Annotated in this window: 15 protein-coding genes; 3 read left to right on the plus strand and 12 right to left on the minus strand. The window is 71.1% G+C overall.

Annotated elements, in window-relative coordinates:
• Positions 1-98: 98 nt before the first annotated feature.
• The gene (locus AC08OJ_RS05215; RefSeq protein ID WP_476591818.1) at positions 99-482 is read right to left on the minus strand and encodes a hypothetical protein; all 384 of its coding nucleotides are present in this window, start codon (positions 480-482) and stop codon (positions 99-101) included.
• A 357-nt stretch (positions 483-839) separates the two neighbouring features.
• On the opposite strand from AC08OJ_RS05215, the gene AC08OJ_RS05220 reads away from it, so the two are divergent.
• From AC08OJ_RS05220 to AC08OJ_RS05230, 3 genes are all read left to right on the plus strand, one after another.
• Positions 840-1,976: a hypothetical protein gene (locus AC08OJ_RS05220; protein WP_476595180.1), complete on the plus strand. Its 1,137-nt coding sequence runs from the start codon at positions 840-842 to the stop codon at positions 1,974-1,976.
• Positions 1,977-2,573: 597 nt separating this feature from the next.
• A complete protein-coding gene (locus AC08OJ_RS05225; RefSeq protein WP_476591828.1) occupies positions 2,574-2,870 on the plus strand; it encodes a PH domain-containing protein in 297 nt (98 codons plus the stop codon).
• A gap of 180 nt (positions 2,871-3,050) precedes the next feature.
• The gene (locus tag AC08OJ_RS05230; RefSeq protein WP_476595181.1) at positions 3,051-3,365 is read left to right on the plus strand and encodes a hypothetical protein; all 315 of its coding nucleotides are present in this window, start codon (positions 3,051-3,053) and stop codon (positions 3,363-3,365) included.
• Between the two features lie 308 nt (positions 3,366-3,673).
• Here the strand turns inward: AC08OJ_RS05230 and AC08OJ_RS05235 are convergent, their stop codons facing one another.
• The 11 genes from AC08OJ_RS05235 to AC08OJ_RS05285 all read right to left on the minus strand — a co-directional run bounded on the left by AC08OJ_RS05235 (position 3,674) and on the right by AC08OJ_RS05285 (position 20,826).
• Positions 3,674-4,543 (minus strand): HAD family hydrolase, encoded by an 870-nt coding sequence (locus AC08OJ_RS05235; RefSeq protein WP_476591815.1) that lies wholly within the window; start codon positions 4,541-4,543, stop codon positions 3,674-3,676.
• Positions 4,540-5,688: a cysteine protease StiP family protein gene (locus AC08OJ_RS05240; RefSeq protein ID WP_476591827.1), complete on the minus strand. Its 1,149-nt coding sequence runs from the start codon at positions 5,686-5,688 to the stop codon at positions 4,540-4,542. Before AC08OJ_RS05240 ends, AC08OJ_RS05235 begins: the two co-directional genes overlap by 4 nt.
• 5 nt (positions 5,689-5,693) lie before the next feature.
• Entirely contained in the window at positions 5,694-7,259 is a 1,566-nt protein-coding gene (locus tag AC08OJ_RS05245; RefSeq protein ID WP_476591814.1) for a phosphoribosyltransferase family protein, read from the minus strand.
• Positions 7,256-8,464, minus strand: coding sequence for an HpcH/HpaI aldolase/citrate lyase family protein (locus AC08OJ_RS05250; protein ID WP_476595182.1), 1,209 nt, complete (start codon positions 8,462-8,464; stop codon positions 7,256-7,258). The genes AC08OJ_RS05245 and AC08OJ_RS05250 overlap by 4 nt, the downstream gene beginning before the upstream one ends.
• A gap of 278 nt (positions 8,465-8,742) precedes the next feature.
• Positions 8,743-10,281, minus strand: a complete 1,539-nt coding sequence (locus AC08OJ_RS05255) for a glycoside hydrolase family 26 protein (RefSeq protein ID WP_476595183.1) — start codon at positions 10,279-10,281, stop codon at positions 8,743-8,745.
• 629 nt (positions 10,282-10,910) lie between these two features.
• Positions 10,911-14,447: a zinc ribbon domain-containing protein gene (locus tag AC08OJ_RS05260; protein ID WP_476595184.1), complete on the minus strand. Its 3,537-nt coding sequence runs from the start codon at positions 14,445-14,447 to the stop codon at positions 10,911-10,913.
• Positions 14,448-14,814: 367 nt separating this feature from the next.
• A complete protein-coding gene (locus AC08OJ_RS05265) occupies positions 14,815-16,485 on the minus strand; it encodes an Hsp70 family protein (RefSeq protein WP_476595186.1) in 1,671 nt (556 codons plus the stop codon).
• Positions 16,486-16,545: 60 nt separating this feature from the next.
• Positions 16,546-17,649 (minus strand): hypothetical protein, encoded by a 1,104-nt coding sequence (locus AC08OJ_RS05270; protein ID WP_476595185.1) that lies wholly within the window; start codon positions 17,647-17,649, stop codon positions 16,546-16,548.
• A 231-nt stretch (positions 17,650-17,880) separates the two neighbouring features.
• A complete protein-coding gene (locus AC08OJ_RS05275) occupies positions 17,881-18,558 on the minus strand; it encodes a TerD family protein (RefSeq protein WP_476591808.1) in 678 nt (225 codons plus the stop codon).
• Positions 18,559-18,727: 169 nt separating this feature from the next.
• Positions 18,728-19,900 (minus strand): DUF475 domain-containing protein, encoded by a 1,173-nt coding sequence (locus AC08OJ_RS05280; protein ID WP_476595187.1) that lies wholly within the window; start codon positions 19,898-19,900, stop codon positions 18,728-18,730.
• A gap of 350 nt (positions 19,901-20,250) precedes the next feature.
• Complete coding sequence (locus tag AC08OJ_RS05285) at positions 20,251-20,826, minus strand: TerD family protein (protein WP_462186837.1); 576 nt, start codon at positions 20,824-20,826, stop codon at positions 20,251-20,253.
• Positions 20,827-21,309 lie beyond the last annotated feature (483 nt).

The following is a 21,309-nucleotide window of genomic DNA, read 5'->3' on the forward strand; positions in this document are numbered from 1 at the left end:
TCCCCGCCTGCGACCGTGCTCACGGAGTGCCCCGGCGAAGGGCGTGCAGGCGGGGAGGGATCAGGTGGGGCCGCCTCGGGGAAGGGACGGCCCCGGTCTCAGGGGTCGCCGGCCCGACGGCAGGGCACCACCCGGTAGCCGGCGATCCCGGCCAGGGTGCGGGCGTATTCGTCGGCGAGCCGGGCCGTCGGCCAGCCGATCAGGGTTTCGACCGGGTTTCCCGCCCCGTCGAGCACGGAGATCGAGTAGTTCGCCGGCGCCCCGTCCTGCACTGGAATCCAGTTCGCTCCGGGCCGGCGGGCCGGCAGGGTCCGGAAGGGGGAGGGTGCCCGCGAGCGGCGGGGACCGCTCCCCCTCCCGGCATAGGTGGCCGCCCGCTGCCCGCCCGGCGATCCGCCGCTGTTGGTCGGCGATCCGGCGCGGGGATGGCCACCTTCGGCGGCAGCAGCCAACAACCCGCAGGGAGAGCCCGTCAGCGTCACGAATCCTCCCTGTCCTCCGAGTGCCGGCCGGCACATCCGCCGGTACGGATATGACACACTGCGCACCAGACCAGAGACAGACTGCAATGCACGCACGTGCATGCAATGCATCGCCGCACAGGCCCACGGTCGGTCGAAAGGACCCCCGCCGTGCACACTGGACCAGGACCGGAGCCGCGACCCGCTCTCGACCAGCTCACCGCACACATTGAGACCCTCAAGAGGCGCCGGAACGCCACCTTCTCAGGACTGGAACATCAGACCGGCGTGAGCCGCCAAGCCCTCTCGGCTGCCGCCCAAGGACGGCAGCCCGGCGGCCGGGAGTGGCGCATACCATCCGACACTGTGATCATCGCGATGGATGAGGCTCTTCGCGCGGGCGGGGGCCTGTTCACCCTGTGGGTGCAAGCCAAACGGGAGGACGAAGAAATCCGGCTCGCGCGGGTCGCGGCGAAGGCGTTTCCCGGTATGGGTGGACTTCCCCCGCTGCCGGGGCGGACAGTGGACGCAACACGGGAGGTGAGACCAACGGATAGGCGACTCTTCGGCGTCGGCGGTCTTAGCGCGACGGCGGTGCTGGCGTTCGCTGGCGACGTGGATACGCAGCTCCAATCACACCGGCCCAAGATCATGGATGTGGCGGACGCGGAAACCGCACTCGCCGACCTTGAACGGGACCGCGACGCCGCCGACCCAGCCGACCTGTTCCCGCCTGCGTACGACGCATGGACAGTGGTTGAGGGGATCCTGTCCCGGCGGGTTCATCCTGCGTACGTCCCGAAGCTGACTCTGCTGGCGGGCACGCTCGCAGCCGGCCTGTCAACAGTCGCCGCGTTCGCGGGGCATGAACAATTCGGCCGGGTGTTCGCTGGGATCGCCGAAGTTCGCGCCAACGCCGCCGGTGAACCAGCACTCCAGGCCCGCGTCGCCGGGATCCAGTCGTGGCAGGCACTCGACGCCGGGCTGGCGCTCAACGCGGCCGACATCGCCACACAAGGCCGACAGATCGCCGATCCAGCGGACCGCGCACGCCTTGCTGCCTATGAGGCGGAAGCGGCCGCGGCTGCGGGGCTGTACAGCCGCGCCGATGAGGCCCTCGCGGCGATGCGCGAGGGGATGCGCGCCGCAGCCAGCGGCCAGCCGGGGATAGTGTGGGGCGAGGCCAACGAGCACCTTTTCACCGCGCTGACCGCCACGCAGATACCCGGCCGCGCCGCGGTGGCGATCACTTACGGCGCGGCCGCCGCCGAGTCGTTTGCGCGTCCCTGTCAGGGGATGGCGCTTGCTCATCTGGCGGTCGCATCTGGGCACCTTCGTGGCGAGCGTCCAGCCCCCGACGCTGCCGCAACGTCCGTCGTCGCCGCACTCGACGTGGTGAAGCATGCGCCGAACGCGGAGGTGCACGGCCGCGCCCGCCGACTCGCCGCCGATCTGTCCGCGTGGAAGTCGGAGCCGCTGGTGCAGGAATTCGGCCGCCGGCTGGCCACCGTCTGACCTTCCCGCACCTAGCGTCCGAGCATGCCGAAGGAAGAGCCCGGCCACTGTGAGCGGCCGGGGTCAGCGGTGGTGCGGGAGGTCAGGCCGCGCCCGCGATCCGACGCTATATCAGGGCGACGGCGTTACCGGTCGTGGGTGCCCTAAAGTCATTTAGGGCGCTCCGACCTGTGGAAATAGACCGGAGGTCGATCATCGCGCTCTCATCGGGCTCCAGCATCCGGGCCGCCACCGATGTCGAACGCTGGATCAAAGACCATCGGCCCGAGGTTGGCGCTGACAGCGGGCCGGGGCGACCTCCAGGATCGCGGGGCTTCCGCCGCACCACACACTCACGTCAACGGCTAGCCAACTGGTGGCTCCCGGGTCCACTCATAGGCAAGGCGGCGAATACCGTCGGTCCTCCCAATATCCACAGGGGGAGACGTGACGACACATCAGGTGCCACCCGATCCGTACGGCAGCTCACATCCGCCTGCCCGCCAAGAGCGTTCCGGGCCGTGGCATGACTACCCGCCACCCCAGCGGCACCCGAGAGGTCACGCTCCCCATGATGAACGTGTCCTGTGGGAGGCCACCAGCCAAACGATCGCCGGCATGGCCTCCGGTGGGCGCGCCGCAGGCCGCTACCGGCTCACCAACATCCGCCTCTACGTCACCCGAGGCATTGCCACTACCACAACCGAGCAGTATGAACTCGAATGGCTGTTCGACATCGACGTCCGCCAGACCCTCATGCAACGAGCACGTGGCGTCGGTGACGTCACCGTTCACGTCCACCGCGGATGGGGTCAGGACACGGTGACTCTCGAGTCAGTGCCGGAGCCCATAAAGGTCCGAGACATGCTCAACGGTCTATCGACGCAGTCGCGACAGCATCCGCGGAACCCATAGGCCGGCAGCAAAAAGCGCCCCGCCGGTCCCCTTCCCATGAAGAGCTGGCGGGGCGTTCACACGCGAGGGCAGCCCCGGACCGGGCGCACGGTTACAGTTCCGGCTGTTCTGGTACTGGCCGGGGTGCTCCGCCGCTACCGTTGATGCGGGGAGGGATCGACTGTAGACGGAGAGCAACCCATGGCGTGGAACAAGCGAGGGTCGACCAGTGGTGGAGCCTCCACCGGCCGTGACAGCGTCAAACGCGGTGGCAAAGGCGGATCCGCCGAATCCAAGAACAACCCCGATACCGAGAAGAACTACGACAAGCGGGGCGCGAAGGCCGGGCATGCCGACCTCGAGCCGATGGAGACCGCGGACTGCCCCACCTGCAACGGCACCGGGAACGTGGTCGCCGAACGGGTCGAGACAGACGAAGATGGTGGCTATTCGGGAACGCAGGAGAAGAAGTGCCCGACGTGCGGCGGGGCTAAACAAATCACCAAGAGAAAATGACCAGCGATCCGCCTGAGCCGGGGCCGGGGCCGGCGGACGACTGCGGCCCGACCGGGCCGGAGCCGGTCGTGCCGATGCTGTCGCTGGTGGCCTGCGACAAGTGCCGGCGTCGCCGTGGCGCCCAGTTGCATGCCACAGGCAGCGTCGAGCGGGTACCAGAGCGGGGGACGTGCCCGCATGGCAGGCCGCTGCGGAAAATCTGGGCGCCTGGGTTCGGGCCGGGCTCCGAGCCGCCGCCGCTGCCCGGCACACCAGAAGAACGGCGCCAAGGCCCGGTCTGAACGGGCCCGGAAGTCGCGCGAGGAGGTTCAGCGACTCCCGGCGGCGATCTCGGCCCGGACCCGCGCGACGAACGCCGCCAGCACCTGTTCGCCCGCGAGCACCCCGGCCGCGGCGGTGACGGTGACATTCGGGCCCGACCAGCCCAGCTCGTGCAGCTCACCGTGGGCCGGACGGACGGCGTGGTCGGCCGCCGCGAGCATCGGGACGTCAAGCACGGAGTCCCCCGCGGCCAGCAGCCGGGCGGTACCGGCACAGCGGGCGACCTCGGCCACCGCGCGCTGCTTGGTCAGGACCGACGGGACGAAGTACACCTTCCGCCCCTGCAGCGACATCGCCCAGCCCGCAGCCCGCGCCGTCTCGGCCTCCCCGGTCAGGTCGGGAATGCCAGCGCGGTCGTGGGCGACGAGGTAGACGAACAACCCGTCGGCGACCCGCACGAGCCGGGCCCAGCCGCCGGCGGCGGACCGCTCGGCGAGCGCCACCATCTCCGCCAGGGGGGCGCAGGCGGCGGCGACCTCGGCCGCCACGCCCGCCGCCCAGGCCGGATCGGGGACCCCGTCGACCAGCAGGTGCCCGCCGTTGGCCGCGATCGCGTAGCGCGGCCGGACCCCGAGCTTGACCCGCGCGTACTGGGCGAGGGTGCGGGTGGTGACCGGGACGAGGACGGCGAGGTCGTGCAACTCGGCGAGCAGGGCCAGCGACCGCGCCGTCGCGAACGAGATCGGCGCGCCGTCGAGGCGTTCGACCTCGACGAGCTCCGGTGCGGGCCGGTCGTCGGCCAGCAGCAGCGAGTGCCGGGAAAAGATCAGCGTCTTGTCCAGGTCACAGGCCAGCAGATGACGCGGCCCGGACGCGGCGGACGGGCCGACCGTCACGGCGGACGAGTCGGCCGTCACGGGACGTCCGGACGCCAGCGCGCGTTCGGGGTGTGGAAGACCGGTGCCGCGCCGACCGGGCGGACCAGCCCCACACAGGAGAAGGGCAGGTCCGCCATCTCCTGGACCTCGACGTCGCGGTCGGCGGCCAGTGCCAGCACGTGCGCCAGCTCGTCGAACCGGTCGGGGGCGATGAGGATGCGCCAGGGCACCCGGCGCAGCAGGACCCGAGTCGTCTCCCCCACCCCCGGCTTCACCATGACCACGTCGGGGATGTCGAACGCGGCTGCGATGCGCTCCACCGCCGCCCAGCCCGCCCAGGTCGGACTGCGGTCGGCGGCCCACAGCCGCGGCCAGGTCTCGGCGACCTCGTCGGCCACCTCGGGGAAGTGGGCCGCCACCGTCTCGACGAAGTGCCGGGACAGATCGTGCGCCGCGAGTTCGGCGTAGTACTTCGCACCGTGGAAGTCATCCGGACCGATGTGCTCGGCGTTGAGGACGGTCCGGCTGACCAGCCCGCTCACCGTCGAGTTCAGGCAGGCGCTCGGGATGAGGAAGTCGTCGCGGGTCCCGTAGAGCGGCACGCACCGAGCCGGGTCAGCCAGTACGGCGAGGGTGTCGTCCAGCCCGAGCCGCGCCACCGCGTCGGTCAGCACCCGGGTCATCACCCCCTTGCCGGTCCAGCCGTCGACGAACTGGATCACCTCCCGGTTGTGCCGGGAGGTGAGGTAGCGGATCGCGTTCAGGTCCACGCCGCGATCCTTGATCACCGAGATCGCGTAGTGCGGGGTATCGAACCCGTGGCGCCAGCTATACCAGCGCCGCATCAGGATCCCCACCGGGGTACCGGCCCGGGCGATCGAGGCCAGGACCGGCTCGGGCTTGGTGACCCGTACAAGCTCCGCCACGAGGCCGGTGGCGAGCGCGACCCGGCGGACCGACCGGTCCAGCGCCCGGTGGTAGAGCTCCAGGTAACCGGCGTCAGGCTGGTACTCGACCGGCAGGTCCTCGGAGTAGTGCCGGCCGGCCTGCATGGCCTCCTCACGGTCCTCGGTGGGCCGCTCCAAGGCGACCGCGCTGAGGTCGGTCAGCAGGAAGGTCACGTCCGCCGGATCGTATGAACCCGAGCCGACGGTGCCGGTGAGCGCGGGATCCACCGCGCCGATCCCGCTCACCGGGCGTCCCCGGGCGCACCGGTGAGCGGTCCGGCGGCGGGCGGCGCACCGGCGGGCGGCGCACCGGTCGGTCGAGGGGACGGCTGGTAGGAGGGCCGGTAGGAGGGCAGCGTCAGCACCGTGACCGGAGCGCATCGGCGTAGCTGAGTAAGCATGCCGTGGAGGCCGGTATCCGCACGGGGAGAGCTCCGGTCCGCCCCCGGGGCGACGTCCGTCTCAAAATCGACGTCCGGGACGGAGTCGACGACCACCACGATGTCGTCGTACATCCCGGGCCGGACGTTGTAGACGTGGCTGGCCCGGCCCGGGTCGTCCGGCGCGGGGAAGGTGAGGGCGGCGCGGATGGCGTAGCCGTCGACGTCGACGGGGCGGACCGGCGAACGCGTCGTGGACTGGTAGCGGATCTCACCCGGACTCGTCCGGGCCAGCGCGTCCGCTATCCGCATCGGCGTGTACATCAGTTCCTCCGTCCCGAGCACGAGCGTGCGACCCGCGGGCCGGGTCAGCGCGGCCAGTACCGTCGCGGCGACCGGCGGCACGACCTCGTCGAGGCGGTGGCGGTCGGTCTGCGACCAGCGATGACGGCCACCGTCAGGCAGGTCGGACGGCCAGTCGGCCACCAACCGGCGAACCGGGTGGGCCACCAGCGCCCCCGTCGCCCGCGCCTCGTCCCGACCGTCCGCGCCCCCGGCGAACCGGGCGCGGACCCGCGCGGCTCGGGCCGCGATCTCGGCCGGCACGGTGACGGTGGCCGTAAGCGGGGCGACGACATCCAGCCGGACCCCGAGCTCGTCGGCGAGATCGGCGAACGCGGCCCGGGCCGCGGGCGGACGGGCGTCGAGCAGCGTGGCAACCACGTAGTGCTCGCGTGGGGCGTGGGCATGCAGGATCCGGATCGTGCCGAGGGCGGTGCGCCCGGTCGACAGCTCGTCGTCGACGAGCACGATCGGCGCGCCGCACCGCAGGATCTCGCGGTCCTCGGGCATCAGCCAGTGGTGGGTCGCGTGAGAATGGGACTCCACGAACTCGAGGATCGGCGTGACACCGGGCAGCGGCCGCCGGGTGGTGTGCAGGTAGTGGCTCGTCGGGAGACCGTCGGCGACCGCGTGCCCCAACGCCGTCGCGGTCTCGCAGTAACCGATCACGATCGGGCCGGTCCGCGGGCCCCCGGGCTGCTCGACCGGCGAACCCGGCACCAGCGAACCCGCAACCGGCGGGTCCGCGACCCGCTTTCCGGCCTCCTCGAAGCCGGGCAGTGCCCGGACCAGCGCGGCGACCCCGGCCCCGGCCGCGAGCGCCTCGGCCGGGGCCACCGGCAGATGCTTGCCGAGCACCCGGCTGACCAACAGGTGCGCCCGGCGTGGGTTGCGGCGCAGGGCGAGTCCCACCAGGGCGTGCAGCCCCTGGCCCGCCACGTCCGCGGTGACCTGGACATCGAGGCCCAGCGCGGTCCACAGCCACATCCCTGCGGGGGCGGCCGCTGGGATGTGGGCGGGCACGGGCGCGGCCGGGTGAGGGATGGGCGCGCCGGTGGGGGCGTCCGTCCCCGCCGTCGCCGTCATCGGGCATTCCGCTGGCCGAGACGACCGTGCGTCGCCGCCAGCACCTCGACGAAGGTGTCACCCTCGCGCAGGACACCGAACGCGCGCGCCCGGCGGATCACCGCCTCGGCCCAGGCCCGGTGCGGACGCAACTCGTTCATCTTGTTCGCGTAGCTGCTCGGCCGTACCCCGCCGGCATCCCCGTCGAGGACAGTCTCGGCATCGGTGTACTCCTCCTGGGGGACGACGTGCAGCGCGTGCACGGCGGGCACGTGGCTGGGATGGATCACCGTCTTGCCGATCAGGCCGTTGGCCTTGTCCAGAACGACCTCCCGGATCAGCCGGTCAAGGTCGGCAGAGACCAGTTCGCTGCGCATCCGGATCGCATCCTCCCCGCCGTCGACGCGGTCCGCCTGCGCGAACGGGGTCACCCGCAGCGAGCTGACAAAGAGCCGTTCCGGCTGGGCGAAGTACTCCCAGACCGGTCCGGTCACGACGTGGTCACCGCCCCGCGCACAGATATTCACGATATCGGCGATGCAGTCCCGGACGACAGCGATGTCGTAGATCGTCAGGTCGCGGTCACGGCGCAGCCCGAACAGCCCACACAGGTCCGTCGCACCGAGCCGGATCGCCAGCACCTGGTCGGCGTGCTTGTCGACCAGCCGCCGGACCGCCGACAACGCCTCCACCCGGGTCTCCCGGTTGATGACCTGCGGGCTCTCCAGCACCGGCATGGCCCACAGCGGGCGACCGACCGTCTCGGAGGCCCGCAGCACCGCCTCCATCGCCGCCTCGCCACCCTCCTCGGCGAACTTGGGCAGCACGAACCCGGCGAGACACCCGACTCCGGCCGGCCCGAGCCGGTCGACAAGATGCGGGATCTGCCCGACCGCGCGGACCCGGACGAACAGCAATGGTATCGCGCCCGCGGCCCAGGGGGGCTCCGCCGCGAGCGCGCGCAACGCGGCGACGACGTTGGCCTCGGCGGCGGCCACCTCGGTGTCAGCGATGGAGTCCTCCAGGCAGAGAACCATCGAGGTCACCCCCGCCGCGGTCTGTCTGTGCACGTCCGACGCCAACCGGGGGCGCGTCCCCGGGGCGTAGAGGGTCGCGCCGAGCGCGGTGGCCAGCAGACGACGATCATCATTCACGGCGATGTCCTCCGGCGGCCGGAGGAACAGTGCGTCAACCGTCTCGGGGCCCAGAAAGGCGAAGTGGCGCAAGCAGCGTTCTCCTCGTCAAAGGCAGGGGCGTCGTTCGACGAGCATCCCGAAACGGTACGCGCCGACCGGAGCCGGCAAGATCGTGAAACGTCGCCTCTCGGTGACGGTACCTGGCGAATGGCCTCCGACGACAGACGGCGGGAACTGACAGCCAGCCGACACACGGCGGCCATCTCGGCGCCATCTACGGGGCGCCGACCTGCGGCGCAGCGTCCGCGAGCGGCCAGCCACCAGTCGGCAGCGGGCGGCCGAGGCGCCGCCCGCCCCCACGAACTCGACTAACTGGCGCCGAATCCGAAGAGCTTCTTGTACATGGCGGACGCCTTCGGGTTCTGACCGCCGTTCGTGATGGTCGAGCAGACGTTTCCGGGAGTGGGGTCGCTGAAGTAGGCCTCGTAGCCCATCACGTCGCTGGCCGCCTTGAAGGTGTCGAACATCTTCTGGATGTAGAAGGGATTGTCGCCACCGCCGTCACCGCTGCAGGAGGCCACCCCCCATTCCCCGACGCCGACCTTCTTCCCGTGCTCCCGGGCGAACCTGATCACGTAGCACAGGCCGTTGACGTCCTCGCACTGCTTGTTCCACGTCGCCTCGTCCTTCGACGGGGGGAAGTGATCGTAGGGGTCGATGCCGACATAGTCCACGTACTCGTCGCCGGGGTAGGCGCCCCAGGGGCTGTTGCCTCTGGGCACTGGGGAGGCGTGCGCGTTGAAAGTCCAGTCGATCTTGACTTCGGGGTCGGTGGACCGGATAGCGGTCGCGATCTTCCGGAAACACTCCCGGAACGCCGTCGGGTCGGCGTCCGTGTGCCAGTACATGAATGTTCCGTTAAACTCCCAGCCGATCCGGATGATGGAGTCCGCCCGGCCGTGCGCCACGAGGAAACTGCCGAGCTTCTTCCATTCGGAGTCGTACTCGCCTCGGGCGCAGGCGGCGTTGTTGCCCTGGCCCTTGGGGAATGTCGGCTGGCTGATCAGCAGCTTGCCCTGGAAACCCTTGAAGAGATCCACCGGCCAGGACGGCTCCACCAGCCCGCCCCAACCCTGGTTGCGGCTCGTGTAGACGTGGACAATGTCGTTCGGCCGGCCGCGCCAGTCACCGAACTCGACGAGCTGCGCGAGCTGATGCGACTGGAACCCCGACAGCCACGGCAGGCCCGACCTCGTCCCACCGGCGCCGGTGCCCGTCGATCCCGTACCGGGGGACGGCGACGCGGACGCCGAACCGGCGGCGGACGGGGCGGACGGGGACGGCGCGGGCGAGACGGCCGGGCTCGGCGAGGTGCCCGCGGACGCGCCCTGCTGCCTGGGAGACGGCGACGTCGAGGGCGCCGTCTTCACCACCGGTTCGTCGGGAAGAGTCGGGGCGGCCTGGAACGCCCGGGCGGCCGCCTCCGGTCCGGTCACATCAAGGGCGTCGGTCGCCGTGGCCGTGCCCTGGGTGGCCTTGACGTTGACGGTTCCCGCGAAGTCCGCCGGCACCCGGAAGCCGAGGATGAAACGGCCGTCGGCGTCCGCCCGGGTGAGCGCGCTGCCGCCCAGCTTGGCCGTCTCCGCCACGACGGTGACATCATCACCCGCGGTAAAACTGCGGCCACCGACGAGCACGATGTCCTGGTCGAAGAGGACGAGGGTGATCCGGCTGCGCGCCTGCGGGCTCAGCGTGGTGAGCGGAACGCCCTGCGTGCGGCCACTGCCCGCGTCGCCCCCCGCCCGGCTGGATCCGCTCGTCGCGGATGGCGACACGGCCGGAGTCGGCGACGGTGAGTTTCCCGCGGCGCGGGCCAGCGGGGTGACCGCCTGGAGGAGACCCACCACGAACACGGCTATCAGGCCGATCCGGGCTCCGGTCCGGACCCGACGCTGGGTGTGGATCCGGCCGCTGCGGGGTCGTCGATGGGCTGAGGGAATCGGCCGGCCGACCGGAGGGGCGGGTCGGCCGCGGATGATCGAGGCCATGCTCGCGCGCTGCCTTTCGGTGTTGGCGTGACATACTCCCGTCGGATCACCCGGCACGCGACGGCGGAGCATGGCCGGACCACGACCGACGATGGGCGTCCCCTCCGAGCGGACCGCTCGCACGGCAACCGCTCAGCGCTCCACCGGACTCGACCCATGCCTCACCAGGCGAGTCGACCGGGCACCGTCAGGTGCCCGTCCGTGAACCCGACCGTCCCCGACCTCGCAGCCGGAACGATTCGACAGGTGCTCCACCCAGGTAACCGATACACACCTGGACGGTACTGGGACTAGGAGTGATGAGACCAATCGTAAACGGCGCACCCCAGCCAAGGAACAGCACCCTCATGAATATTTTTCGTAGTAGCGCATATGTTGTAGATCTGGTGCTACAAATCCCGAGGTAACCGCCATAAATCAACGGAAAGACAAGAAGAAATGAGCCGGAGCGGACCACAGAGAGCACACTCACCCGGGATCGCTCCGGATCATCGAATGACCAATGCGTCGTCCGGTGGTTGGGTGATGGTCCATCCAGTCGGGTGCACCAGCGCCGGCAACAGCCGGACTCCCCAGGGCAGCTGGGCGCCGTCCAGAGTGACGTCGATGGTCCGGGTGCCGGCCTGGTCCACAGCGGCGAGCCGAGACAGCTCGTGGGCCTCCGCGGCCACCCGCGGCGGTACGGTTCCCGGCCGCGCGAACAGGATCAGATCTCCGGCCGGACCGGTGGTGTGCACCTGTACCCGTAGGGTGCGCCGCCGCCAGCCGGACCTGCTCACGGTGTAGGTGACGGTCGGCTGGGCGACCGGAGCCGGCGGCGGTGACGCGGGGCCGGTGGGCGGGCCCGCCGGCGGGTTCGTCTGCGCCTCCGGCGCGTGCTCCGGCACCGGACGGACCGGCACCGGATGGAGGGGGCCGGTGGTCATGGGCTGCGGGTAGGTGCCCGTGGCCGTAGGCAACGGCACAGCACCCGTCGCCGTAGGCAACGGATAGCCCCCGGTGCGGGGCTGGGTCGGCCCACCCAGCGACTGCATCGTGATCGGGTCGGCGACGGCACCGACCACCGACCGGCCCGAAACCACGCCGGCCGAGACCACGCCGGCCGAGCCTCCCGGGCTGCTCCCGGACGCCGCCGGCATCGGGGGTGGATCAGGACGCGTCGCGGGGCGCGCCAGCACTGAGACGCCGGCCGCGACCACCCGGGCCACGCCCCCCGACCGGTACACCGGGTAGCAGGCCACGTGGTAGGCCCACCCGTCCCGCGGCGCGGCGAGATGCCAGCCGCCCTTGATCTCCAGGCTGGTGTTGGTGACCTTGGCGCCCGCGGCGTAGGGATCATCCGGTCCGGTCGGCGGTTGGTCGCGGCGCCAGAGCACCCGCGCCTCGGTGACCCCCGGCGGCAGCTGGAAGGACAGCACGATCGAGTCGCCTCGATCGTCGGCGCGCAGGTCCCGCACGGGTTCGATGGCGAGGTGACGCACGGCCCGGCCGACGACGGCCGTCCCGCCATGGACCGTCAGCGGCGTGTAGATGACCTCGCCGACCTGTGCCGCCTCGCTGACCTGCCCGGAACGGCTCAGTCCCACAAGACGTGACGAATCGGTGATGGCAGCGAGCGACACGTCGCTGCCTTCTGGCCCGATGCCGATCATCGGCAGGGGCCCCGACCCCGGGTAGGGCCACGGGCCGGTACTGGTCGCGTGGGCGGTGGCGACGGGGACGGCCGGCGGCTCCGGCACCGGGGTCGCGTAGATCCGCACCTCCCAGCCGGGCGGCGGCGTCCAGCGCAATGTGGTCCGCCCGGCGGCGGTGACCACCGTGAGGTCATGGACGGGCCGCGGGCGGGCGGCCACCTCCAGCGTCACCTCGGCCCCGGGGGTCCGGGCCGGGCGTCCCTGCGCGTCCTGGTATTCGACGAAGACGCGGTAGCGATAGGTCACGCCGACGACGACATCGGTGTCGTGGAAGAGGCCGCCGGTGCCCCGCGCCCGCCGGGGCGGCTGGCTGACCGCGGCGGGCGGTGCCACCGTCCGCTCCACTGTCACGGCGGCCAGCGCCCCGCCGAGGCTCCAGTCCAGGCGGACCCCGGCGGCGGTGCGCTCGGCCCGCAGGTCGGTGATGTCCCGGGTGAAGACGAGCGGGGCGGCCTCCACCGGCACGGAACGGCGCTCACCGCAGAGGGCGGTCACCTCGTATCGCACCGGCGTCCAGGCGGGGGCGCCGGCATCGCACAGCTCCGTCGAGCGGGTGGTACCGAGGCTGCTCCGCCCCGGGGCCACCCCCTGGCCGTCGCTAACTTCCACGGGCACGATGCGTTCCACCCGGTAGGAGACCGCTCCCCCGACCGAGGGCGAAGCACGCCACCACAGCTGCACCGAACCGTCGGGGCCCGGCACCGCGGTCAGGTCGGACGGCGGGGAGAGCGGCAGGGCCGCCATCGCCGCGAGCGCCTCCCGGTTGTCCGCCGCCGTCGCGAGGACCGCGGCGAGGGCGGCCTCCTGGTCCTCGGGTGGTAGCGCGCGCGCCGCCTCGACCCGCCGGCGGATCACCGCCTGGGCGGCAATGAGCTCGGCCAGTACCTCGGCCGGTTTCCGGCCGTCGGGGCCGGAGACGTCGGCGGCCTGTGCCGCGAGCCAGCGGGCGTCGGCGAGCGCCGCATCCGCCCGGCACGCCGCGCGGGCCTCGGCGAGGGCTCGCCAACCGGCGTCCGCGGCGCCCAGCGCGGCGGAGACCCGGGCTCCCAGTTCCTCCGCCGTCCCGGCGACCGGCCCACCGACGGCGGCCAGCACCGGATGGGCGATCGTGAGGATCTCGCCAGCCTGGCGGGGATGACCGCCCTCCAGGGCGCGGCGCACCGCGACGAGCGCCTCGGCCGCCTCCCTGGCCTGGCGCAGGCTGTGCCCGCAGTGCCGGTAGACGACCGCCGCCGCCTCGGTTATCGATCCGCAGGACGGGCAGGTGGTGTAGAGGTCGGTGTCGCAGTGCCGGCAGTGCCGCACGGACCCGGCCGCCTCCGGCCGGCCGCATCCCGAGCATACCACGTAGTCGACGACCCCGCCGACGTTCACCGCGGCGCCGAGCTCCCGGGCCGCCTCCAGGGCGACGGACTTCGCCTGAGCCGCGGTCAGTCCGCGCCCGGTCGCGAGCGCCGCCCGGACGAGACCCTCGAAGGCGACCGCGGTGAGCTCGCCGTCGAGCACGACGTGTTCCTCGACCGCGGGCCGCAGCTCGTCCACGGCGTCCGCCATCAGCCCAACGGTGTACGCGGCGGGGTCACCCTCGATCAACCGGGCGGAGACGAGGGCGAGCAGGTCCGCGGTGACCGTCTTCTCCCGGTCATGGGGACGGTGGTGGTTGCCCGCCACCATCACGGCGTACGCGGCCCGCAGCCGCTCCGGTGAGGCGTCCGGGGCCAGCCCCAGGAAGGCCCACAGCGACGCCGTCGAGACCCGGCCCCCGCCGCGCAGGGCGCGCAGCTCGCCGAGCCGTTCAGAGATCTGCCGGCGGACCTCGGCCGGCAGCGGTTCGACGCCCCCGCCGACGGCGTCGATGATGATCTGCTCCCGGCTCAGACGAGCATCGAACTCCTCGACCGTCACCCCGGCGGCGACGGCGAGGCGGCGCAGGCCGTCCACCCGGGATGCCGGGATGCCGCCGAAGCGCTCCCGGACGGTGGCGAGATAGCCGTCGACCTTGGCGAGACGCTCGGCGTCACCGCTACGCCGGGCCACCAGCACCCGGGCGCGGACCCGTTCCCGGGAGTCCGCGTCCCGCAGCGGCTCCTCCCATTCCGCCCGCCGACGGACAAGCTCGGCGGCAAGGGTCGCGTACTTCGCCGAGTTGCGTTCCCGCTGCAGGAAGGCGAGCACCCGCACCAGGTGCGCCCCGACGTCGGAGTCGGTGTACGCCATCGTCGGATCGAGACCCGCGAGGAGGAACGGGTCGGTGGTGTCCAGGGAGGCACAGGCCCGCAGCGGCGCCAGCACCCGCTGGCGATAGCCGCTGCCGTCGAACGCCGCGCTCACCGATCCACCTTCGTCCCACGTGCCCACCGCGCCCGCCATGCCCGCCGGGAATCGGCCGGCGGCCCGTCGTCAGGCGCCGATCGTGAAGCGGCCGTCGACCACTCCACACCTGAGAGTACGAAGCCGCGCCTCGGCGCGGGCCGCGGACGCCAGGTTGGCACCGCCCGCACGCACTGCGCGCACCCACGTCCCCGCGAGGCCTGGAAGGCGCTCCACCGGACGCGGTGCCTGGTCAGGCTGAACCCTATCCACTCCGGCGTCGGCCGCCGCGGGCCGGAACACTCGTGCGGGAACACTCGTCGGGGAGGCCGAACGGCCCCCTCGGGCACCGGCGCCGATCCGCCGGGGCCCGATCCGCCGCGGGGTCTCAGTCCCGCTGCTTGAGCAGGCTGACCTTCGCCGACTCGACGGCCCGCATCCCCTCCGAGCCGACCCCGGCGCGCACCTCGAGCACCAGGGGGGTGGCCGCGCCCTCGTGCGAGGCGGTGACCTGGATCGTCTGGTCCCCGCCCATCGTGAAGGTCACCTCAACGGGGGTGCCCAACGGGTGGCCAGGCGGAATCCCGCTGATGGAGCCGGCGACGATCACCTTGTTGTCGTCGATCGCCGTGAACTCGGCGGTGGTGCCCTGCTCGAAGACCCGGATGTCCACCTCGGCCTGATCGTCGACGACGGTGTAGAAGGTCCGGGTGACGGCGATAGGCAGCGGGTCGTTCTGGTGGGCGAGGAAGGCCGCGACCGGTGTGCCCCGATCCTCGGCGAAGATCCCGAAGCCACGCGACGTGACATTCGTCACCTTCGTGCGGACGAGATCAACCACGGAGGCGGTCGCGAGTCCCGCCTCCTCGGCGCTGGCGGCGGCCGCCTTCTCCACGTCCACGGCGTCAGCTGCGGCGAGTTCCTGGTCGGGACGTAGATGCCCGCTGGCGACCAGGTCCGCGTGGACCTCCCGCTCCAGCGCCTTCTTCTGCCCGTACACCGCGGCGCCCTTGGCGACGGCAAGATCGGGATCGGCAAGCCGGGAGGTGAGCCCGAAGGACTCCTGCAGCCGGCGGGCCACCGCCGGTGTCTTGCTCATGCCCCCCACCAGCAGGCACAAGTCGATCTTCTCGACGCCTTTCTCTCGGGCCCGCGCTAGCACCGAGCCGGTCAGGTCGAAAGTGCGCCGCAGCAGCGGGCCGGTGATCTCCTCGAAGACGGTCCGGATCACCGGCACGCTTGTGCGTCTGCCGTTGTGCACGACCAGCACGTCGACGCTGTCCCGGCCGGACAACGCCAGCTTCGCGTCCTCGGCCGCGGCCAGCAGCTCCTGCTCGTCATAGACGTCGTCGAGCGGGTCGCCCGCGTCGGGCTGCGCCTCGGTGAACTTCTGCGCCAGGTAGCGGACGAGTTCATTGTCCCAGTCCGCACCGCCCAGCTCGTGGTCGCCATCCGTGGCGACCACGGTGATCGCGCCCTCGCTCAGCCTGATAACCGTGGTGTCGAACGTGCCACCGCCGAGGTCGTAGACCAGCACGGTCGACTCCTCGGCCCCGTCCTGGCCGAATCCGTAGGCGAAGGCGGCGGCGGTCGGCTCGTTGATGATGTCGACCACGTTGAGGTCGGCGAGCTCGCCGGCCAGCTTCGTCGCCTTGCGCTCCTCGTCACCGAAGTACGCGGGCACGGTGATCACTACATCGGTGACCGGGACACTGGTCGCGCGTTCGGCGTCCGCGGCGAGCGCCTTGAGCACCAGGCTCGACACCGCGGAGGCGCTGTACTCCGCGTCATGCGCCACGAACCGCCAGTCCGACGCGCCCATGTGCCGCTTGACCAGCCGGGCGACGTCGTCGGGACGGATGCGAGTCTGGCGTTTGGCCTGGGTTCCCACCACGAAAGAGGTTGGGCCCTCCGCCCCAGTGTCGAACAGGACGACCGAAGGCGTCGTCGGCTGGGACTCGATGTTGCGGATCACTTCCGGTCGGCCGTACTCGTCGATCTGGGCGATGCAGGAGTAGGTCGTGCCCAGGTCGATCCCGAACACCTTGGTGCCTGCCACCATCTAATTCTTCCCTTCACAAGCCTCGTAGCGTTCGCCGCGGTGCCCGCCCTCCGCGGCTCAGCGCGATCGGTAGACCTCGGTCTCCGCCGGTCGGACGACCGTGGTCTCGCCGCGGACGAAGCCCGGACGAACAGTACGAGCGATCGTCCCGTCCCGTCCCGGGTCGTCCGTCAGCACCCAACGCACCCCCAGGTGCCGCGCCGGGTCGAAGGTCCCGCCCGGCACCGCTGTATACGGGCGGACGTCCACAGCGACATCGAGCACCTGGAGCAGCTGCTTACGCAGGATGCCGGCGACACTCTGCGGATCGTCGGCCCCCAGGGTATCCATTTGATCATGAAGTCGAATCAACCCCCGCAGAAGGGGGGCCATGGCTTCGGTAAGTTCACCACTACGTAGCCGGGCATTCTCAGTGTGCAATCGGTCCACGGGTTGGGTATCATGCCGCCGTAGCCGGGCCAATTCGTCGACGCGGCTCGCGAGGCGTTCCAGCGCCACCGCCTGGACAGCACCGATCGAACCCACCAGATCCGTCCCGCCGCCGTCAGGGCCCGGGCTGCCCGCGGGGCAGGCCTGATCCGCCGGGCCGCCCTGAGAAACTTGATCATCCTGAGCCGCGGTGCCGCCGTGGCCGGCCGGGCCACGCTCCCCATCCCGTTGATCCGGGCCTGTCGGGGACCGTGTCGGCGTCGCCGGTCCGGCGTGCTCGGATGCCACGGCCGGCTCCGGCCCGCCGGGCCAGACCTCCTCAGGCCCGGCCTCCTCGGGGCCAGCCGCCCCGAGGTCCCCGCCCTCGGAACCGCCGTCCCGGAGATCACCGTTCTCGAGGTACTCCTGCCGGGAACCGTCGGGGGCGTAGGAACCGTCGCCAGGGTAGTCGCTGCCGTCCGCGCAAGGTCCGGCGCCGGGAAACGGGTCGGTTGCGCCGGGAAACTCATCCCGCGCCCCATACCCCGATCCGGCATGGTCCCCGTAGCCACTCGACCCGCCGTGGCTCGGCGGCGAGGGGGACCATGCCGAGGCGTTCCGTGCCGGGAACCGGTCCTCCCCCGGCGGATAGGCGTCCACCGGAACCTGCCGTCTCCGGCCCTGCTCCCAGCCGGCCGCTCGCGAAGGATCGGCGTATGCCGGGTCGGCCTGGCCCGGCTCGGCGCCAGGCACCGGCCCGCCGCGATCATCGGCGGAGTATCGCCCGGGCCGCTCCCGGCCTTGCCCGGAAGCCGGGTCACGATCAGGATGAGATCGGTGCCCGGGGTGGGCCCGTTGGTCGGAGCTCGCGCGGTCGGCGCGCGTCCGCTCGGGTGAGGGCTCGCGACGTGGCTGGAACATCGAGTATCGATCCTCCTCGCCGACGGGCGGCGGGACCGGATGGCTCATCGCCGGCTACCGGCGTCATTTGCGGCCAGCGGTCCAGTTCAGGCCCCAGCCGTAGGCCTCGTCAAGCTCGCGGTGACCGCTGACGTAGCGGACCTCCCGGCTGACCTTGAAGTCGTTGCCGGTATTGGTCAGCAGGGCAACGGCGCACATCCGGACGCCGCCGGCCCGCTCGTCCAGCCGGACCTCGATCGGGGCACCCTGCGCCGGAGTCAGGGTGACCACCGCGTCGGCCTGGTCGAACGAGGCCACCCCCTCGTAGATGAAGGCAAACACGAGGATGCGGCGGATCTGGGAGATGGCGGCGAGGTTCACGTACAGGTTCTCGCCACCGACCGCGGCGCCCGTGCGGTCGTCCGCGTCGAGGTTGATGAAGGGGGGGTCCGTGAAGGAGCCGAACGCATCGCCCAAGGCCTGGACCACACCCGCACGGCCGTCGGAGAGTTCGAACAACGCGGCGAGGTCGAGATCAATGCCGCCGCCCGCGGCGCCCAGCACCCGCTTGAGGAAGCCGCCCTTCTGCTGGCCGCCGCCCGACTGCTGGTTCCAGTTGAGGTTCACGTGCAGCCGCCCGCCACCGCCCTGCTTGCTCAGCGAGACGGTCGGCGCGGATTTCGTCAGTGTCACCTTGCTCAGTGAGACCAAGCCGGAACCGGCCGCCGGGGTGGCGGGACGTTTGCTGTAGTCGATGCCCATGGTCCGCTCCCTCGCGGTAGCTGGGTGTCATCCATGATCAGATAATCATCGCCTGGCAGGATCGGACGCCGGTACCCGACGATGTCACAGACGATGTCACATCCGCGGCGGTGCTCTCCAGACCGGCCGCCCGGGCCCGGTTGCGCCGGGCAGCTGTCACCGCCCGGCGCTACAGCGGGGCGCCGACGACCTCCCGTGGCTGCCCCGGGCCGCCCTCGCCCTCGCCCGGGACGGACCCGGCACCCGCCGAACCGCGCTCGGCGGACCGGTGGCGGATGGAGGACAGCAGCGACAGACCGATGAAAGCCACCCCGGTGATACCGGTGACGATCTCCGGAACCTCGGTCTCGATCGAGACGCCCAGGATGACGGCCAGCGCCCCGATCGCATAGTGGGCACCGTGCTCGAGGTAGATGTATTCGCCGAGGGTGCCCCGCTGGACCAGGTAGACGGTCAGGGACCGGATGTACATCGCGCCAATCCCGAGGCCGGCCGCGATGATGAAGATATTCTGGGAGATCGCGAAGGCACCGACGACCCCATCGAATGAGAACGACGCGTCGATGACCTCGAGGTAGAGGAAGAGGAACGCGGCGGCCTTGCCGGTGGCGAGCACCAACTTCGGCGGGCCGGCGGTGCCGTTCAACCGGGCCGGGGCCAAGCCGGCCGACTCGGCCGCGGAGCCGGAGTCGTCGGCATCGGCGCCCACACCGCGGGCCTCGAAGAACTCGCCGAGTCCCCGCACGCCCAGATAGGTCGCGAGCCCCGCCAGCCCGGAGAGCAGCACCTGCTGCTGGTGGCCGCCGGCGAAGGCCTGGCCGACCACCAGCAGGGCGATGAGCCCGAGCACGATCGGAACCACATCGAGCTGGCCCGCCCTGCGCAGCGGCTCCTCCAGCTTCTTGATCCACTGGATCTCCCGTTCGGGGTCGAACAAGAAGTCCAGGAACAGCATGAATAGGAAGATCCCGCCGAACGCGGCGATGGCCGGATGCGCGTCATCCAGTTTCTCCGCGTACCGGGCACTGTCGTTCAGCGCCAGGTCGAAGACCTCGACCGGACCGAGATGCGCGGTCAGCGCCACGATGGCGATCGGGAAGACCAGACGCATGCCGAACACCGCGATCAGGATGCCGAACGTCAGGAAGATCTTCTGCCAGAACTGGCTCATCCGGCCAAGGATCGTCGCGTTGATGACGGCGTTGTCGAAGGACAAACTGATCTCGAGCACCGCGAGAATCGCGACAAGCGCCGCGGCCCGGGGGCCACCGATCACCCCCGCCGCGGCCACCCCGATAACAGTGATCGCCAAGGACCATCCGAAGACCCGCAAGGCGTGCACGCCTACCAACACCCTCCCGGACCGGTCGCCAGATCCCGGCCGCGCCGCGCGGGCGGATCCGCGGTCCGTCGGATCCCGCATCGCTCAAGCATCACCGGAGACCGCATCGTCCGCGGCCTACTGGCCCGGTGCGGCGGTCGTCGGCATCGTAACTGCTCGTCTGGTGGGTGCGACCTGACAAAAATGCTACACCCGATGTGTATCGCTTTATCTGTACATGTCACCCACACACGGCCGGATCCCTAGCATCCGGTCATTACCGGACCGGCCGTCCGGACCCACCGGCCCGGTCAGACCCGCCGGCAGGTCGGGCCCGGTCGCCTGACCGAGCCCGACCGCGCACCCGGGGTTCAGACGTTGACGCCGAAGTCGCGCGCGATCCCGGTCAGACCCGAGGCGTAGCCCTGTCCGACGGCTCGGAACTTCCAGTCCGCGCCGTGCCGGTAAACCTCGCCGAACACCATAGCCGTCTCGGTGGAGGCGTCCTCGGTGAGGTCGTAGCGGGCGATCTCGCTGCCGCCGGCGCCGTTGACGATCCGGATGAAGGCGTTGCGGACCTGGCCGAAGCTCTGCTGCCGCGAGTCCGCGTCATAGATCGAGACCGGGAAGACAATCTTGTCAATCTCCGATGGCAGGGTCGTGAGGTTCACCATGATGGCCTCGTCGTCGCCCTCACCCTCGCCGGTCAGGTTGTCGCCCTGGTGCTCGATCGCGCCGTCGGGACTCTTGAGGTTGTTGAAGAAGACGAAGTGCCCGTCCGACGCGACCTTGCCGTCGGCCCGGCACGCGATGGCGCTCGCGTCCAGGTCGAAGTCCGCGCCGGTTGTGCTCCGAACGTCCCAGCCGAGTCCGACCAGGATGTTGGTGAGTCCGGGCGCCTCCTTGGTCAGCGACACGTTGCCGCCCTTGCTGAGGCTGACTCCCACTGCTCTCCTCCTGCTGTGCGTTGTTCGAAAGGGCCGCTGTTCAGATGTTGCCGCTGTTCAGATGTCTCGGAGGCCGCTCAGGCGGCCCCCCGCGGAAGCCGTCGACCCGGGGCAAGGTGCGCCCCGGGTGTCCCCGGCATCCGGGCGCCGGCAGCCTACTGCGCGGCGTGAACGCCACAGTGACTCTCCGCCCGCGAAGGCCACGTGGCCGGAGTACTGTGCCCTGCGGGACGAACGAGTGGGCCGCGAGGTTCCCGCGGCCGGCGCCACACCGCCCCAGCGCCGTCCCGTTGCCGCGCCGGCTCCGCCCGGATCGTCCCGGTGCCGCTCGCCCTCCACGATCGAATCACCCCTTTACGCGCCGGTAACCGCGGCGGAACACCACACAAGCTACCCCGACCCCACCACACAACATCACCACAATGATTCCGGAATGCGCCGGGCGTCCGCCGCCGGGACCCGGTGACGCTCCGGCCTCGACCC

It is taken from the genome of Frankia sp. CgKIO3, from assembly GCF_977946435.1.